This window comes from Serratia nevei (assembly GCF_024160145.1).
In the GTDB taxonomy this organism is placed as follows: domain Bacteria; phylum Pseudomonadota; class Gammaproteobacteria; order Enterobacterales; family Enterobacteriaceae; genus Serratia; species Serratia nevei_A.
In genome coordinates this window covers 131354-147626 of record NZ_JAMYWQ010000009.1, presented here as the reverse complement: position 1 = coordinate 147626, position 16273 = coordinate 131354, and the positions used below count along the sequence as shown (strand labels likewise).

Genomic DNA, 16273 nt, shown 5'->3' with positions numbered 1-16273 from the left:
GAAAACGTAAAGGCCTTCATTCTGCCGGAAAAAAGAAAGCACCGAAGATATGATCGTTCGGTGCTTTATGTTCCGCCTAAATATCCATTCAGCTATAAGTCACGTGAGGCTTAAGTGAACGGCATTAGGTTCCTAGGCCGGGTTTTTTGTTGCTAAGGTCGGCTTAAGTTTTTATCGCTATAGTACGCGGCTGCACTGGCAGATGATGAATAACGGCTGTTCAAGCAAGTCCGCTTCACGCGGGCTTTTTTTGGGTTGTTATTGCACGGGCGGCCCAGTTGCAGGAAAATAATCGCGTTGTTATTCAAACATCATGCAATGACCAATAACCATAAATTTATTAATGTAATTAACGCCGTCGGCGGCCTATTACGCGATGCGCTATGCTGACAGCAGAGCAGGCATTATTTCCCGGCGGTTAGCGAGGGATCCCGCTGCGGCCGCATTGGGCTAAGAAAATTCTGTTAATTAAATGTTAATGTTTTTTATTGTTGATTTGTCTGGCTTTTTTGGTTGAAATCCGGGTTGTTTGTCCCTCACTGGCCGGGCGAGAGAGTATGCACATTATTATTCTGGTTATTATCAATATATGGGCGCGGCGATGAACGCCAGAATAAACGCCAGGCACGGCCTGCCGCTTACGGTTCAGCTGATCAACCTTTTCATGCTGGCCTTTTTACTTTCCCTGGTCGGTATTCTTAGCCGGCCGATTGGTTCGCTTTCTTTATTCTGGCCGGTGAATGCGATTCTGCTCGGCCTGCTGCTGCGTAAACCCGCTTATGCCACCCCCCTGGGCTGGCTTACCACCTATCTGGGCATGGTCGCCGCCGATCTCAGCACCGGTGAGGGCTGGTCGCTGGCACTGTGGCTGAATGCCTGCAATATGTCGCTGATCGCCGTCGGTTACGGCGTTATGCTGCTGCTGCCCCAATCTCAGCGGCGTATGGGCAAACCCCAGGCGATACTCTATATGTTCAGCGCCAGTCTGGCCGGGGCGGCGGTGGCGTCGACGCTGTCGGTGCTGCGCAACGACAGCCTGTACAACAACACGGTGGTGGTCGCCTGGCTGGCCTGGTTCAGCGAGCAGTTCTCGACGACCTTGCTGCTGTTGCCGGTGCTGATGGCGGCACCGCGGCTGAAGCAGCTGCTGCGCATGCAGGTGCGTTGGCGTTTGACAGGCTGCCTGCCGCTGCTGGCGCTGCTGTTGTCGCTGGGGTTCAGCGTCTATATCGGCGGGCCGGGCGCTATCGCCTTCCCGATCCCGGCGTTGCTGTGGTGCGCGGTGCGCTACCAGCTGTTCCCCGTGACGTTGCTGACGCTGCTGACCGGCATGACCGAGATCAGCAGCATCTCCGCCAATCTGATGATGTATGAAACGCCGAACAACCATAACGCCTTCCTCGATACGCTGATGTCCGCCCGGCTGGGCATCGCCATGCTGGTGATGGGCCCGCTGATCCTCGCCAGTTCCATCGCCGCCAACCGCAAGCTGATGCGGCGTCTGGAGCACAGCGCCAACCACGATTTCCTGACCGGGGTGCTGGCGCGCAGCGCGATGACGCGCAAGGCGGGCGAGCTGCTGGAGCACAAGCACCGCTCTAAAGAGGCGGTGTCGTTACTGCTGATCGATATCGACCATTTCAAACAGATCAACGATACGCACGGCCACAGCGCCGGCGATCAGGTTTTGGCGTCGTTCGCGCACATCGTGCGGCGCGAGCTGCGGCACGACCAGCTGTTCGGCCGTTTGGGCGGGGAAGAATTCGCCATCATGCTGCCACGCGCGCTGGCGGCGCAGGGCGTGGCGCTGGGGGAACATCTGCGTCGGCTGGTGGAGCAGACGGAGCTGCAGGGGGAAGGTAAGCAGGCGTTGAAAATCACCATCAGCGTCGGCGTCGCCAGCCTGGCGATGAACGAGGTGAAATCGCTGGAGCAGCTGATGAATATGGCGGATATCGCGCTGTATCGCGCCAAGTCGCAGGGGCGAAATCGGGTGGAGTCGTTCAACGTGGTGAACGGCAACAGCGTCGAGCATATCCTGTTTCGTTAGGGCTCGACGCTGGGCAACCGGCGCTTACAGGCTTTTTAGCGCCTTGATGGTCTCATCCATATCGATCTCGTGCTCGGAGAAGGTATGGGTGGTGTTCTGGAAGGTGGTGATGGTCAGCATGCGCAGCGTTTGCATGGCCTGCGCCTGGTCTTCGGACTGCGGGCGAATGCGGTTCATCAGCAGGCCGACCGACAGCACGGTGTTCTCTTTATCCACGTCGGCTTTGACCGGCACTTCCTTGGTGAAGGTGTTGAAAGACTTGATGCTGGCGATCTTGATTCTTTCGTTGGCGATGATGATGTATTTGCTGGGCGCCAACACTTTGACTGCATAAGCCGACGGGCCTTTGGTGTTGTTGGTCGGCTCGAAGGTCACCGCCGCATTTTTCTTAATCAGCTCCGGGTTCTGCACTTTAATCACGTGAAAATAACGATTTTCTCCGTTCTCGTCGGTAATAAAGCCGAAGCCTTTGTCTTCAAAAAAAGTCGTTATCTTGCCGTTCATCGCTATTCTCACAAAAGGGTTCTCTACAGCGCTTATGATAGCGCGGAATGCCTTGCAGCGACAGATTGCGCGGGCGGCATTTAGTCATGCGATAACGGCATTTAGCGGCTTTGCCCCCACATGCTATGTTCAGGCTGACTTCATTCAATGCGAAAAAGGAATATCGATGGGCATCAAACGTCTCAATCACGCCGTGCTGTATGTCAGCGACGTGCGGCAGAGTACCGACTTTTATCATCAGGTGTTGGGGTTCAAGCTCAAGCCGTCCGACAGCCCCGATCGGGCGGTGTTTACCCAGGCCGCCGATTCGGACAACGATCACGATTTGGCGCTGTTCAGCAAGAACCTGGGCCAGCAGCGCGCCGGCGTGTTTCGCGCCAACAACGAGCCGCCGGCGGAGCATGAGCCTCCGGCCGGGCTGTACCATCTGGCCTGGGAAGTGGACAGCCTGGAGGAGCTGGAGCGCATTCGTCACCAACTGGCCGAGCGCGGTATTCTCGGGCTGGAAGAGGATCACGGCGTGCACAAAAGCATTTATGGCCACGATCCGGACGGGCTGCTGTTCGAAGTGACCTGGTTTATTCCGCCGGCGCTGCTGACCGAAGAGGACAAAAACCAGCAGGGGATCCGCCCGCTGGATTTCGCCGCCGAGAAGCGGCGTTTCGCCGGCCGGTAAGCGGCCCCGGTGCGGGGCGCCGCGGCGCCCCGACGATCACAGCACTTTGTTGAGAAAGTTGACGGTGCGCGGATGCTGCGGCTGAGCCAGCACTTGCCTGGCGTCGCCCTGCTCGACGATCTGCCCGTCGACCATAAACACCACCCGATCCGCCGCTTCGCGCGCAAAGCCGATTTCATGCGTGACCACCACCAGCGTGACGCCCAGATCCGCCAATCCCTTTATCACGTCCAGCACTTCGCCGACCAGCTCGGGATCGAGCGCGGAGGTCGGTTCATCGAACAGGATCACCTTCGGGTTCAGCGCCAGCGCACGCGCGATGGCGATGCGTTGCTGTTGGCCGCCGGAGAGATGGCGTGGGTAGGCGTCCGCCTTGTGGCGCAGCCCGACGGTATCAAGCAGCTCATAGGCTACCGCTTTCGCCCGTTCGCGGGAGTGGATCTTGTGCACCACCGGCGCTTCGATGATGTTTTCCAACACCGTCAGGTGCGGGAACAGGTTGAAATTCTGGAACACGTAGCCGACGTTGATGCGTTGCCGAAGGATGGCCTTTTCCTTCAGCTCATACAGCCGGTTGCCCTTGCGGCGATAGCCGACGTAGTCGCCGTCGATGCGGATAAAGCCTTCGTCCACGCGTTCCAGATGGTTGATCGCCCGCAGCAGCGTCGATTTGCCGGAGCCGGAAGGGCCGAGGATCACGGTTACGGTACCCGGCTGCAGCGTCAGGCTGACGTCGTCCAGCGCCTTGTGTTTGCCGAAGAACTTGCTGACGTTGCTGATTTCGATCAGGCCGCGCGCCGGCACCGGGGTGAGATTGCGCGCCGGCTGTTCGGGCAAGGCGTAATAATCAATGGCTTCAGACATGCGGGTCTCCTAACGTTTTAGCCAGCCGGCCAGTTTCTGCCAGGGCGTCGGCGGCAGTTCGCGCACCGCACCTCGGGCGAAATAGCGCTCGATGTAGTATTGGATCACCGACAGCGCGGTGGTGATGAACAGATACCAGACGGTGGCGACCATCAGCAGTGGTATCACCTGCTGGGTGCGGTTATAGATAACCTGAATGGTGTAAAACAGCTCCGGCAGCGCCAGCACGTAAACGATCGAGGTGCCTTTCGCCAGGCTGATGATCTCGTTGAAGCCGGTCGGAATAATGGAGCGCAGCGCCTGCGGCAGAATGATGCGGAAGGTGCGGCGATAGCCCGGCAGGCCCAGCGCCGCCGCCGCTTCGTGCTGGCCGTAATCCACCCCCAGGATGCCGCCGCGGATGATCTCGGCGGTGTAGGCGGACTGTACCAGCGTCAGGCCCAGCACCGCCACGGCGAACTGGCCGAGAATGTCGATGGTCGGATAGCTGGCGAACACCACGGAGGTGAAGGGAATGCCCAGCGAGATGGCGTCGTACAGGTAGGAAAAGTTGTACAGGATGATCAGCACCAGAATCAGCGGCAGCGAGCGAAACAGCCAGATATAACCCCAGGCCAGCGACGCCAACAGGTAAGAGCGCGACAGTCGCGCCAGCGCCAGCAGGGTGCCGAACAGGATGCTGAACAGCGTGCCGAGCAGCGTCAGCAGCAGGGTTTGCCCCAGCCCCGCCAGCACCGCCGGCGCGAAGAACCACTCGGCGAACACGCCCCATTCCCAGCGCGCGTTGCCCGCCACCGATTGCACGATGGCGGCCAGAATAAACAGCGAAAACAGCGCGCCGATCAGCCGCAGCGGATAGCGGGCGGGCACCACTTTCAAGACTTCTTGTTTGGACATGTCATGTCTCCTGATACAGATAAAGGGGCCTTAGGCGATTTTCCTTTCCGACGCGCAACAACACGCGTCCTCTGCAATCAGGCTTTTGCGGAACGGCAGGCGGCCATCGTAGGGCGGCCGGCTGTATACCTCGCTGTCGATGGTGGGATCGAACTGCGGCTGATACCCGTTGCTCAGATACAGGCCCACCGCTTCGGGCTGGCGAAAGCCGGTGGTCAGATAGAGCCGGCGATACCCCTGTGCCAGCGCCCGCGTTTCGAGCTGCTGCAACACCCGCTGCGCCAGGCCCTGGCGACGCAGATCGCCCCGCGTCCAGATGCGCTTCAGCTCGGCGGTTTGTGCGTCATAGCGTTTAAAGGCGCCCATGGCGATCGGCGCACCGGCGCGCAGCAGCACGATGAAGGCCCCTTGCGGCGGCGCGTACAGATCCAGCGGTTCCGGTTCCTGGTCACCAAAATAGTCGCCGTAACGCTGACGATATTCGCCGAACAACCCCTCGATTACCGGGGCGATCAGCGGGTCGGTCGGCAGCGTCTGAATGAAGGTGTCTTGCGTCATTGCGCGCTCCTAATCGCCCAGGCCGGGCGGGTTGATTTCCGACTGCGCAAGGCGCTCGACGCTCTCGCCCCAGCGGTTGAGCACCCGATCGTACTGCCCGCCGCGGATCGCGCCGTTCAGCGCTTCGTTCACCGCCTGCACCAGGCCGTTGCCTTTACGGGTGGTGACGGCGATGTGCGCCGCCTTCGGCCAACCGCCTTCCACCGTGCCCGCCAGCCGGGTGCGGCCGTTCAGCGCCGCTTTATAGGCGCCCAGCACGTTCGGCCCGAAGTAGGCGTCGGCCCGGCCGGACTGGATCGCCAGCGTGGCGGCCGCATCGTCGGTCACGTAGACCGGCTGGAAGGGTTTGAGCCCCTGCTGCCGGTTCTGCTTGTCCCACGCCAGCAGGATCGCTTCCTGATTGGTGCCGGAGCCGACGATGATCTTTAATCCGGCGATATCGGCAGGCTGTTTGATCGTCGCGATCTTGCCGCCGGTTTTGACGTAAAAGCCGAGCGAGTCGATGCGGTAGGTGGCGAAGTCGAAGCGGGTTTTGCGCTCTTTGGTGACGGTGACGTTGGTGATGGCCGCGTCATACTTGCCGGAGACTACCCCCAGCGGCCAGTCCTCCCACGAGGTTTGCACCACGTTAAGCGTTAGGCCCAGGCTGTCGGCCACCAGTTGCGCGATATCCACTTCGCTGCCGATCAGCCGCCGGTTGTCGGCGGCGAACAGCGCCAGCGGCGGCGTGTTGAGCGCGGCGATCGCGACGGTGAATTGGCCCGGCTTCACGAAGTGGAAATCGGCCGGCAGTTTGGCGATCGCCTGCGGGTTTTTCGGCGCGTGGATCGGGGTTTCATTGGCCTGCAAATCGATGCCGGTGCCCGCCTGTGCGGCGCCAGTCAGGCTCAGCAAGGCCGCCACGAGGGCGGCGGTAACGGTTTTCTGCATAGCGGGTATCCCTGAAAGCGATCTTATTATTGGGTGAATCTGTTCAACGGGTGCTTCAGGCCCAGGTGCTCGCGCAGCGTGGCGCCGTGGTACGCCTGGCGGAACAGGCCGCGTTGTTGCAGGACGGGCACCACCCGATCGACGAAGTGGCCGAAGGCGTTGGGCGTACCGCCGCTGATGATGAAACCGTCGGCGGCTTCGCCCTCGAACCAGCGTTGCAGGCCGTCCGCCACCGCTTCCGGCGTGCCGCTGAACACCGGGCGCGGCGAGGCGGCTTCCAGCGCCACCTGGCGCAGCGTGAGGTGGCGCTCGCGGGCGCTGCGCTTGATGGCGTCGGTGGTGCTGCGGAAGCTGTTTTGCCCCAGATCGCCGATGTCCGGGAAGGGGGCGTCCAGCGGATGGCGAGAGAAGTCGTAATGCTCGAAGTAGCGGCCGAGGTAGTTGAGGGCGTTCTCGATGCTGACCAGGCGGGCGGTCTCCTGATACTGACGCTCGACGTCCGCATCGTCGTCGCCGACGATCACGCTGACGCCCTGGAAGATGCGCAGATCGTCCGGCGCACGCCCCTGTTCCACCAGCTGCCGCTTCACGTCCTGATAGAAATCCTGCGCCTGTTCCAGCGTGTCGTGATGGGTGAAGATCGCATCGGCGTGTTGGGCCGCCAGCCGTTTGCCGTCTTCAGAGGCGCCGGCCTGGAACAGGATCGGGCGCCCCTGCGGCGTGCGGCCGATGTTCAGCGGCCCCTGTACCGAGAAGAACTCGCCCTGGTGATTGAGGGTGTGCAGTTTGCCGGGGCGGAAGAATTCGCCGCTGGCCTTATTACGCACGAAGGCGTCGTCTTCCCAGGAATCCCACAGCCCTTTGGCGACGTCGAGAAATTCGCCGGCGATGCGGTAACGCAGGCTGTGTTCCGGGTGTTCTTTGCGCGAGAAGTTTTTGGCCGAGCCCTCCAGCGGCGACGTTACCACGTTCCAGCCGGCGCGGCCGTTGCTCAGGTGATCGAGGCTGGCGAACTGGCGGGCGACGGTGAACGGATCGCTGTAGGAGGTGGAGAGGGTGCCCACCAGGCCGATTTTGTCGGTGGCGGCGGACAGTGCGGCCAGCAGGGTGAGCGGTTCGAAACGATTAAGAAAATGCGGAATGGATTTTTCGTTGATATATAAGCCATCGGCGACGAAGACGAAATCGAATTTCCCCTGCTCGGCTTTTTTCGCCGAGGCGATATTAAATTCGAGGTTAATGCTGGCGTCGGCGGTGGCGTCCGGGTGGCGCCAGGCGGACATATTTCCCGATGCGCCATGCAGAATGGCGCCCAGGCGCAATTGCCGTTGATTATTCACGTTGTCGCTCATCATGATTATCCTGTCATGCGCCTTCGATGCGCGCGGTGTCTGATGAGCCCACTATTGATGAGCGGCGGCGGGATGTAAAACAACAAAACAGCATATTCAAATGTTGAAAACTGCAAATATCACAGCGGGTAAAAATAATAAGCCCCGACGCGGCATGTGCGGCGTCGGGGAAATAAGATGTTCCGCTATTCAGGCGTTGCTGAGGGCTTTTTCCGGCGCGGTGGTTAATTGTTGCAGCGTGCGTTCCGCCAGCAGCGTGAAATATTGCGCAGCGGGAAACAGGGCGCGCTCATCGGGATTGAAACGCGGATGATGCAGGCCGAACTCGCTGGCGGAGCCGATGCTGACAAATACGCCCGGCACATGGTGCAGATAAAGTGCGAAATCTTCCCCCCCCATCTGCAGCTCCGCCTCTTCGACCCGGTAGCCTGCCTCGGCGGCAACGGTTTTGCTGAACGCCGCCCAATGCGGGTCATTGATCACCGCCGGTGGCCCCGGCTGCCAGCGCAATTCGGCCTGCGCGCCCAGCGCGGCGGCTACGCCGTCGATCACCTGGCGAATCTTGTCCGGCACCTGGCGGCGCACCGCGTCGCTGTGGGTACGCACCGTGCCTTCCAGCTCCACGGTTTGCGGCAGCACGTTCCAGGTATTGCCGCCTTCGATGCGCGTTACGCTCACCACCAGCGATTCCAGCGAGCTGAAGCTGCGGCTGGGCAGCGTCTGCAGCGCACCGACGATCTGGCTGGCGGTGACGATGGTGTCGACGCCCTGTTCCGGTTTGGCGGCGTGCGCGCCCTTGCCGGTGATGAGGATCTGGAAGCGATCGACGTTGGCATAGAACGGCCCGGCGCGGGTGGCGAAGGTGCCGGTGGGCAGTTCCGGCGCGTTATGCAGGCCGAATACCGCGGCGACGTTATCCAGCGCGCCGGCGTCGATCAGGTGCCGGGCGCCGTTGAAGGTCTCTTCCGCCGGCTGGAAGAAGATGCGCACCGTGCCCGGCAGGTCGGCCTCGCGCGCTTTGAGCAGGTGCGCGGCGCCGAGCATCACCGAGGTATGAAAGTCGTGGCCGCAGGCGTGCATCACGCCGCGGTTTTGCGAGCTGAAGGGCACGTCGGCGATTTCGTCGATCGGCAGGGCGTCGATGTCGCCGCGCAGCGCGATGATGGGTCCCTTGCCGCTGCCGATCTCCGCCACGACGCCGGTTTTCAGTGCCAACGGCAGCAGGCGAATACCCGCCTCTTGCAGCCAGCGGGTCAGCCGGGCGGTGGTGGCGAATTCGTGATTGGAAAGCTCCGGGTTTTGGTGCAGCTCACGCCGATAGGCGATGATTTTGTCTGCCAACTGGCTGGTCATAGGCTTGGCTCACAGTGGGAAATAAACCCTAACCCTAGTGCAGGGGCTGCCTAAGCAAAAAGACCATCTGGTTATATTTCATAGCGATTGCGTCTGCATGAGGGTGTCAACGGCGGGGGGGATAGGGTGGTTTGGGCGTTCGCGCGTTGTTCGCTGGTGCAGGGAGAGGATTGGCCTGGAACGGTAACTTATCGCAACCGGTGCAATCCATTTACACCGGGCAACACGGATTTTTTCACTCTTTATCGGATTTCTGTGATCGCGGTGGTGGACAAAATCCTGCCTGCTTGCTGTACTGTAATCGACACAGGTTTTGTGTCTTTCATTCACGTTAAAGGTAAGTTTGATGTCTAAGATTAAAGGTAGCGTTAAGTGGTTTAATGAATCCAAAGGCTTCGGTTTCATTACTCCGGAAGATGGTAGCAAGGACGTTTTCGTTCACTTCTCTGCCATCGTTAGCAACGGTTTCAAAACGCTCGCTGAAGGCCAGCGTGTAGAATTTGAAATCACGAACGGTGCCAAAGGCCCATCTGCCGCTAACGTTACTGCTATCTAAGCTGCGTAGCTGAATTTCTTAAAACCCGCTCATTGAGCGGGTTTTTTATTGGGCGCGTTATGCCTCGCTGCGGCGGCCTAACAGGCTGAACAGCAGGATGGCGACGGCGTAACAGCCGACGATGGTCAGCGCCATCGACAGGCTGGAGGTGCCGCCCAGCCCGGTGAGCGGCACGGCGCACGCGCCGAGTGCGAACATGCACACGCCGATCAAGGCCGACGCGCTGCCTGCTTTATCCCCCTGGCTTTGCATCGCCAGCGAAGAGGCGGTCGGGCCGACAATGCCGATCACTGCCACCGAGAAGAACAGCGGCACCAGCAACAACGCCAGCGGCGCATGCAGCGCGGCGGCCAACAGCAGCAACAGCGACGCGACGGCCGCCAGCATCAGCCCGCTCTTCAACACCCGGCGCTCCCCCCAACGCGAACTGAGGCGGCTGGCCAGCTGCGCCGCAATGATCAGCCCGACGCCGTTAATGGCGAAGCACAGGCTGAACATCTGCGGGCTGAGGCCGTAGATCTGCTGCAAGACGAAAGGCGAGGCGCCGATATAGGCGAACATACCGGCCATCACGAAGCCCTGCGTCAGGCACAGGCCCATGAAATAGCGTTGGGTCAACAGACTGCCCAGCGACATCAGCATCGCCAGAATGCCGCCCTGGCTGCGGCGCTCGGCCGGCAGGGACTCGCGCAGCTTCAGCGCCGACAGGCTGAACAGCAGCACGGCGATGGCCGCCAGCACGCCAAAGATACCGCGCCAGTTCATCACCTGCAGCATAACGCCGCCCAGCACCGGCGCGACGATCGGCGCCAGGCCGTTGACCAGCATCAGCAGGGCGAAGAAGCGGGTCAGCTCATGGCCGGCATACAGATCGCGGGCAATGGCACGAGAGATCACCGCGCCACCGGCGCCGGCGATGCCCTGCAGCAGGCGGGCGATCAGCAACTGGTCAATGGTAGGCGCGAGGGCGCACCACAGCGAAGCGCCCAGCAGCAGGATCAGCGACAGCAGCAGCGGCCGCATGCGGCCCAGCTTGTCGCTGTACGGGCCAAAAATCAGCTGGCCGACGCCCAGGCCGAGCAGCCCGGCGGTCAGGCTGAGCTGCGCGGCGGCGGTGGAGGTATTCAGCTCGCCCGCCATTTCCGGCAGGGCGGGCAGATAGAGATCGGTGCACAGCGGCCCCAGCGCGGCCAACAGGCCAAGCACGACGGCGTACACCAGACGTTGTCTGGCTAAGTGTTTGGTCATGGGAGATTAAGATTTCCTGAACAGATGAGAAATGGCCTGCTGATACAGATCGCGCAGCAGGGACGCATCGGCTTTTTGCGTGGTAAGGATACGGTAACCGGTGCCTTCGCTCATGACGGCGATAAACTCCACCCGCGCGGCGATCTCTTCCGCGCTGAAATGAGGGTAAAGCTGCTGCAGGTTGTGGCACACGTGGCGAAACAGCCGCGCTTCCGCATCGCTGAGCATTTTGGCTACCACCGGGTTGCGCGTGGCCTCGGCGGTCACTTCCAGCATCAGCATGTGATCGGTTTCGCTCTCGCCCGGCTGCTGAAACAGCGTGCGCGCCGCCAGCGTGCCGGCGATCAGGTTGATATGATCGCCAAGGTTTTCCAGCCGCTGCATCTTGCTGGCGATGATGCGGTTGACGATCTCCTCGATAATCGCGTCTTTATTGGCGAAATAGCGATAGATTTGCCCGACGCTGAGCTGCGAGCCCTGGGCGATTTCCGCCATGCTGGCGGCGTGGAAGCCGTGGCGGCGGAAGCTGGTTTTCGCCGCTTCGACGATCTGATCGCGGCGGGCCTGCACCTTGGCCTGTTTACTGTCGTTGGGGGAGAGCATCTGCCCGATCCTTTGCTACGCGTGAGCCGGGTTCACATTTTTGGGTGTGAACGTTCATTCTCAATTGTAGTGTAATCGGCCGGAAAGACGCAAGATGAACGCGTGCTGTGGGGAAAAGGCGCTTACGCGAACAGGTAGGCCTTGATAAAGGCGGCGACGATCAGCACGCACAGCGCAACGGCAATCGCTTCGGCGGCGGTTTTCGGCAGGCTAAACATAGCGGTTTCTCATCCAGTCAGGAGTACTGGATGAGAGTATGCGCACGCAAGATTAAGGAAACATTAAGCGCTTAGCGCCCGTTAACCCACATTACCAGCATGAAAGCCAGCAGCGTCATCGCCAGCGAGCCGGCCAGGTTGAGCAACATATTGGCCAGCGCCCAGCCGAAGCGGCCATCCTGCATCAGGTACACCACCTCCAGCGAAAAGGTGGAGAAGGTGGTCAGGCCGCCGCAGAACCCGGTGGTGATCAGTAATTTCCAGGTGGGATCCAGATGCGTCATGCGGGTGAAAATCGCCATCGCCAGGCCGATGATAAAACCGCCGATCAGATTGACCATCAGCGTACCGAGCGGAATGTGGGCGTTCAGCGGATTCATTTTCATGCTTACCGCCCAGCGCAAAACGCTGCCGACGCCGCCGCCGATAAATACGGCCAGTAAAGAACTCAACATGGGGCAACTCCCTTTCAATCAGAGAAATTCACGGGACTCGGAAAGGGACAGGCGTAACGCTACGCGCCTCTCTCCGAGAGGTTACGTAGACATCATCAGCCTGTGAAGGCGGTTAGGGAGGAATGTCATCTCCAGCGTGCCGCACGGCCTTTTTTGCCGTACCCGGTGGATGTTACACCTAACGCCGCCTATTTTGTAGTATCGACAATCTGCGAGGTCAGCCTATGCAAATCAGAACGGCGCACCGTCGCGGCCACAATCGGTGAGAGGTCCATTGCCATAGCCACCGCGAGCGGGCGCATGCGTTTTACCGGCGTGAAGGCTTTGTCGAAGCGCCGAAGTATTTTGCCAAGTTATTAAACCAGTAAGTTAGTCGCCCATCGGCGCCGCCATTTCCAGCCGGTTGCGGCCATTTTGCTTCGCCCGGTAAAGCGCGCCGTCGGCCGCTTTCAGCCAGTCCAGATAACCGTCCAGCGCGGGGTGGTAGTTGGCGATGCCGGCGCTGATCTGCAGCCGCAGCTGCGGCGCTTCTTTGAAGCTGATTGTGTCCAGCCGTTGCTGGATGCGCCGCAGGACGGTTTCTGCCTGTTCGGCGCTGGTGTTCGGCAGCACCGCGCCAAACTCGTCGCCGCCGTAGCGCCCGACGATATCCACGTTGCGCAAGCCGATCAGCAGCTCTTCCGCCAGCGCCGCCAAAGCCTCATCGCCTAACGCATGGCCAAAGGTGTCGTTAATGGTTTTGAAACGATCGATATCCATCAGGATCAGCGTGGCGTTGTCCTGGTAGCGGCGGCAGCTGTCGAACTGGCGATGCAGCAGATGCTCCCAATGGCGGCGGTTGTACAAGCCGGTCAGCCCATCGCGGGTGCTGATGCGCTGCAGCTCCTGTTTTTTTTCCGCCAGCCGTTTGGCGGTGCGGTAAGTCACCAGACCGAGCAGCGACGGATACAGATAGATCATCGGCAGGCACAGATAGATTTGCAGCGGCGTGCTGTGTGGGTGAAACGGGAAGCCGAGCAGTGCGCCGGTGAGCACCGCCGCGGCCAATTGAATCGCCAGGCCTTTCACAAACAGCGCTTTACCGGCCGAAGCGATGTTGTTCATGCTCATCATCGACAGGATGACGATCGCCGGCAGCGCGTTGAACGCCATCATCGCCGCCCAGAAGCCGCCGAAGGCGGAGTCGATCAGCAGGTTGCGGATCTCGGCCTTGAACGGATCTTTGGCGCGGCAGGCCAGGCGGTAGGCGAGATGCGGCCAGAGAAAACCGTGAAAGGCCAGCAATAGCCAGACCGCCGTGGGCGGAGCCAAGGGATAGAGTGCGGCGCAAACGCAGATGAAACCGATCCCCAGACCGGCGATGCGCGGCAAATAGGTGCGTTTGGCGAAGCTGAGGCCGGATTTGCGGGCATCAAAAACGGGTGGGGCAATATACATCCGGCATCTCCCTGATAAGTATCACGGCAGCGTATCATGCGGGTGATAAACTAAGAATAGTCTGCTATTTGCGGCGTGAGGCCGCGTGCCATTCCTGCGACGGATCTCACTCTGTTACATGTTGTGGTTGTGCGGGCCAGGGGAAAGTCGCTAAATATTTGCAGGCAAGGTCAGTTTTTTTCGCTGTTCACGCAGCGCTCTACGATAAGAAGGTGAGTATGGAAGGTATCAGCATTACCAAACTTCTGGTGATTGCGGTGTTGGTGATTTTACTGTTCGGCACCAGCAAACTGCGCACGCTCGGCGCCGATCTTGGCGCGGCGCTGAAAGGCTTTAAAAAAGCCGTGGGCGACGACAGCACGCCGCCGGCCGCCAACAACAACGCCGCCGAGAGCCAGTCCGCTCAGCAGAGCGTCGAAAAGAAAGACGTTTAATTCCGTCTGACGGCGCGCAATAAAAAACGGATGCCTTGCGGACATCCGTTTTTTGGCGTTTCCGCCGTTTTTAGCGTAACAAACTATTACGCGTTATTTCACTTCCATCCCTTTGGCCTGCAGATCGGCGTGGTAGGACGAACGCACGAACGGGCCGCAGGCGGCGTGGGTGAAGCCCATCGCCATCGCTTCTTCTTTCATTTCATCGAATTCGGCCGGGCTGACGTAGCGCTGCACCGGCAGGTGGTGACGGCTTGGCTGCAGGTATTGCCCCAGCGTAAGCATGGTCACGCCGTGACGGCGCAGATCGCGCATCACTTCGACGATTTCCGCGTTGGTTTCACCCAGGCCGACCATCAGGCCGGATTTGGTCGGGATATCCGGGTGCGCTTCTTTAAAGCGCTCCAGCAGCTTCAGTGACCACTCGTAGTTGGCGCCCGGGCGAACCTGGCGGTAAACGCGCGGCACGTTTTCCAGGTTATGGTTGAACACGTCCGGCGGCGTGGCGGTGAGGATCTCCAGCGCGCGGTCCATACGGCCGCGGAAGTCCGGCACCAGCGTTTCAATTTTGATGTTCGGGCTCTTGGCGCGGATGGCCGAGATGCAGTCGGCAAAGTGTTGAGCGCCGCCGTCGCGCAGATCGTCGCGGTCAACCGAGGTGATCACCACGTAGCGCAGCGCCATGTCGGCGATGGTTTGTGCCAGCTTTTCCGGTTCGTTGGCGTCCGGCGCGATCGGACGGCCGTGAGCCACGTCGCAGAACGGGCAGCGGCGGGTGCAGATGGCGCCGAGGATCATAAAGGTGGCGGTGCCGTGGTTGAAGCACTCGGACAGGTTAGGGCACGAGGCTTCCTCACAGACGGAGTGCAGGCCGTTTTTACGCATCGCGGCCTTGATGCCCTGAATGCGCGTGGAGTCGGCAGGCAGTTTGATCTTCATCCACTCGGGTTTACGCAACAGCTCCTGCCGTTCGGTGACCACCGTTTTGACCGGGATCAGCGCCATTTTGTCAGCATCGCGGTATTTGACGCCGCGTTCCATCTGAATTGGTTTACTCATAATCGTGCAGGTTCCAGTTACGAAGCTCGACCGTCTGGTAGCCGAGTAAATGAACAAATTCCTGTACCAGGATTGGGTGTATGTCTTCAATGCCAACGCCGGGCGCCAGCGCGCTGACCTGCGTCATCTGCATGCCGGCGTAACCGCAAGGGTTGATGCGTTGGAAGGGGCTGAGATCCATCGCCACATTCAGGGCCAGGCCGTGGAATGAGCTGCCTTTGCGGATCCGCAAACCCAACGAACAGATTTTCTGCTCCCCCACGTACACGCCGGGCGCATCCGGACGGGCGCGCGATTCGAGGCGGAAGTGGGCGAGGGTGTTGATAACCGTATCTTCTATCGCCGTGACCAACTGGCGCACGCCGACCTTGTTGCGTTTCAGATCGACCATCACGTACATCACCTGCTGACCCGGCCCGTGGTAGGTCACCTGGCCGCCGCGATCGCTCTGGACAACCGGAATATCGCCCGGCATCAGCAGGTGCTCGGCTTTGCCGGCCTGGCCCTGGGTGAACACCGGATGATGCTGCACCAGCCACAGCTCGTCCGGCGTGGTCTCGGTACGACTGTCGGTGAAGTTATGCATGGCTTGGGATACAGGCGCGTAGGGCTGCAACCCCAGCTGACGCAAAATGATCTTGTCTGGTTGCAAAAGAGTCATCGTCAGGTTACAGAAGTGGTAAAGCCATTATACCGGGCGCTCCGGCCTGCGACCAGCCTTTCGCTGACCAAAAATGCGCAACCCGGGAAGACGCTGCGCCATCCCGGGTTGATAAGCAGGGGTTTGTGCTGGAATTACAGCACCATGCGAACAATTTCAATGTTGCCTAACTCTTCGTACAGGGTTTCGACCTGCTCGATGTGCGTGGCGTTGATGGTGATGGAGACGGAATGGTAGTTGCCTTTGCTGCTCGGTTTCACCTGCGGGTTGTAATCGCCCGGCGCATGGCGCTGCACCACTTCAACTACCTGGTCAACCAGCTCCGGCTGCGCCAGGCCCATCACCTTGTAGGTAAACGAGCAAGGGAATTCGAGCAGTTCGTTCAGTTTAGTTTTTTGCATGTGCGTGCGCTCCAGAG

At 60.2% G+C, this 16273-nt stretch carries 18 protein-coding genes and 1 riboswitch; of the genes, 4 read left to right on the top strand and 14 right to left on the bottom strand.

The window, feature by feature from the left end:
* Positions 1 to 601: 601 nt before the first annotated feature.
* Positions 602 to 2050: a sensor domain-containing diguanylate cyclase gene (locus tag M6G53_RS09385; protein ID WP_253330722.1), complete on the top strand. Its 1449-nt coding sequence runs from the start codon at positions 602 to 604 to the stop codon at positions 2048 to 2050.
* A gap of 24 nt (positions 2051 to 2074) precedes the next feature.
* On the opposite strand, the gene M6G53_RS09380 is transcribed toward M6G53_RS09385, so the two are convergent.
* Positions 2075 to 2554 carry a cold-shock protein gene (locus M6G53_RS09380; RefSeq protein ID WP_015376922.1) on the bottom strand — a complete coding sequence of 160 codons (480 nt, stop codon included), beginning with the start codon at positions 2552 to 2554 and terminating at the stop codon, positions 2075 to 2077.
* Positions 2555 to 2720: 166 nt separating this feature from the next.
* Here M6G53_RS09380 and M6G53_RS09375 point away from each other — a divergent pair, with 166 nt between their 5' ends.
* Positions 2721 to 3230, top strand: a complete 510-nt coding sequence (locus M6G53_RS09375) for a VOC family protein (protein ID WP_253330720.1) — start codon at positions 2721 to 2723, stop codon at positions 3228 to 3230.
* 36 nt (positions 3231 to 3266) lie between these two features.
* Here M6G53_RS09375 and M6G53_RS09370 read toward each other — a convergent pair whose 3' ends face one another.
* From M6G53_RS09370 to M6G53_RS09345, 6 genes are all read right to left on the bottom strand, one after another.
* Entirely contained in the window at positions 3267 to 4094 is an 828-nt protein-coding gene (locus M6G53_RS09370) for an amino acid ABC transporter ATP-binding protein (protein WP_015376924.1), read from the bottom strand.
* 9 nt (positions 4095 to 4103) lie between these two features.
* On the bottom strand, positions 4104 to 4991 hold the full coding sequence (locus M6G53_RS09365; protein ID WP_004940038.1) for an amino acid ABC transporter permease: 888 nt from the start codon (positions 4989 to 4991) through the stop codon (positions 4104 to 4106).
* Between the two features lie 30 nt (positions 4992 to 5021).
* On the bottom strand, positions 5022 to 5549 hold the full coding sequence (locus M6G53_RS09360; protein WP_253330718.1) for a GNAT family N-acetyltransferase: 528 nt from the start codon (positions 5547 to 5549) through the stop codon (positions 5022 to 5024).
* A gap of 9 nt (positions 5550 to 5558) precedes the next feature.
* Positions 5559 to 6479 (bottom strand): ABC transporter substrate-binding protein, encoded by a 921-nt coding sequence (locus M6G53_RS09355; RefSeq protein ID WP_253330716.1) that lies wholly within the window; start codon positions 6477 to 6479, stop codon positions 5559 to 5561.
* Positions 6480 to 6505: 26 nt separating this feature from the next.
* Positions 6506 to 7831 carry an LLM class flavin-dependent oxidoreductase gene (locus tag M6G53_RS09350; protein ID WP_253330730.1) on the bottom strand — a complete coding sequence of 442 codons (1326 nt, stop codon included), beginning with the start codon at positions 7829 to 7831 and terminating at the stop codon, positions 6506 to 6508.
* Positions 7832 to 8020: 189 nt separating this feature from the next.
* The gene (locus M6G53_RS09345; protein ID WP_033637419.1) at positions 8021 to 9184 is read right to left on the bottom strand and encodes a M20 peptidase aminoacylase family protein; all 1164 of its coding nucleotides are present in this window, start codon (positions 9182 to 9184) and stop codon (positions 8021 to 8023) included.
* A gap of 346 nt (positions 9185 to 9530) precedes the next feature.
* Between M6G53_RS09345 and cspE the strand changes: the two genes are divergently transcribed.
* Positions 9531 to 9740 carry a transcription antiterminator/RNA stability regulator CspE gene (gene cspE / locus M6G53_RS09340; RefSeq protein ID WP_004940030.1) on the top strand — a complete coding sequence of 70 codons (210 nt, stop codon included), beginning with the start codon at positions 9531 to 9533 and terminating at the stop codon, positions 9738 to 9740.
* Positions 9741 to 9797: 57 nt separating this feature from the next.
* On the opposite strand, the gene M6G53_RS09335 is transcribed toward cspE, so the two are convergent.
* The 4 genes from M6G53_RS09335 to M6G53_RS09320 form a co-directional block, all read right to left on the bottom strand.
* Positions 9798 to 10988: a multidrug effflux MFS transporter gene (locus tag M6G53_RS09335; RefSeq protein ID WP_253330714.1), complete on the bottom strand. Its 1191-nt coding sequence runs from the start codon at positions 10986 to 10988 to the stop codon at positions 9798 to 9800.
* Between the two features lie 6 nt (positions 10989 to 10994).
* A complete protein-coding gene (locus M6G53_RS09330) occupies positions 10995 to 11591 on the bottom strand; it encodes a TetR/AcrR family transcriptional regulator (RefSeq protein ID WP_253330712.1) in 597 nt (198 codons plus the stop codon).
* Positions 11592 to 11880: 289 nt separating this feature from the next.
* Positions 11881 to 12264: a fluoride efflux transporter CrcB gene (gene crcB / locus M6G53_RS09325; RefSeq protein WP_004940022.1), complete on the bottom strand. Its 384-nt coding sequence runs from the start codon at positions 12262 to 12264 to the stop codon at positions 11881 to 11883.
* A 79-nt stretch (positions 12265 to 12343) separates the two neighbouring features.
* Positions 12344 to 12406: riboswitch (Fluoride riboswitch) on the bottom strand.
* Positions 12407 to 12633: 227 nt separating this feature from the next.
* Positions 12634 to 13701 (bottom strand): diguanylate cyclase, encoded by a 1068-nt coding sequence (locus M6G53_RS09320; RefSeq protein ID WP_253330710.1) that lies wholly within the window; start codon positions 13699 to 13701, stop codon positions 12634 to 12636.
* 218 nt (positions 13702 to 13919) lie between these two features.
* Between M6G53_RS09320 and tatA the strand changes: the two genes are divergently transcribed.
* Entirely contained in the window at positions 13920 to 14135 is a 216-nt protein-coding gene (gene tatA, locus M6G53_RS09315; RefSeq protein WP_253330708.1) for a Sec-independent protein translocase subunit TatA, read from the top strand.
* 93 nt (positions 14136 to 14228) lie between these two features.
* Here tatA and lipA read toward each other — a convergent pair whose 3' ends face one another.
* From lipA to ybeD, 3 genes are all read right to left on the bottom strand, one after another.
* Positions 14229 to 15194, bottom strand: coding sequence for a lipoyl synthase (lipA, locus tag M6G53_RS09310; RefSeq protein WP_025301835.1), 966 nt, complete (start codon positions 15192 to 15194; stop codon positions 14229 to 14231).
* Positions 15187 to 15855: a lipoyl(octanoyl) transferase LipB gene (gene lipB / locus M6G53_RS09305; protein ID WP_162598262.1), complete on the bottom strand. Its 669-nt coding sequence runs from the start codon at positions 15853 to 15855 to the stop codon at positions 15187 to 15189. The genes lipA and lipB overlap by 8 nt, the downstream gene beginning before the upstream one ends.
* A 134-nt stretch (positions 15856 to 15989) precedes the next feature.
* Positions 15990 to 16256: a DUF493 family protein YbeD gene (ybeD, locus tag M6G53_RS09300; RefSeq protein ID WP_004940012.1), complete on the bottom strand. Its 267-nt coding sequence runs from the start codon at positions 16254 to 16256 to the stop codon at positions 15990 to 15992.
* Between the last annotated feature and the right edge of the window lie 17 nt (positions 16257 to 16273).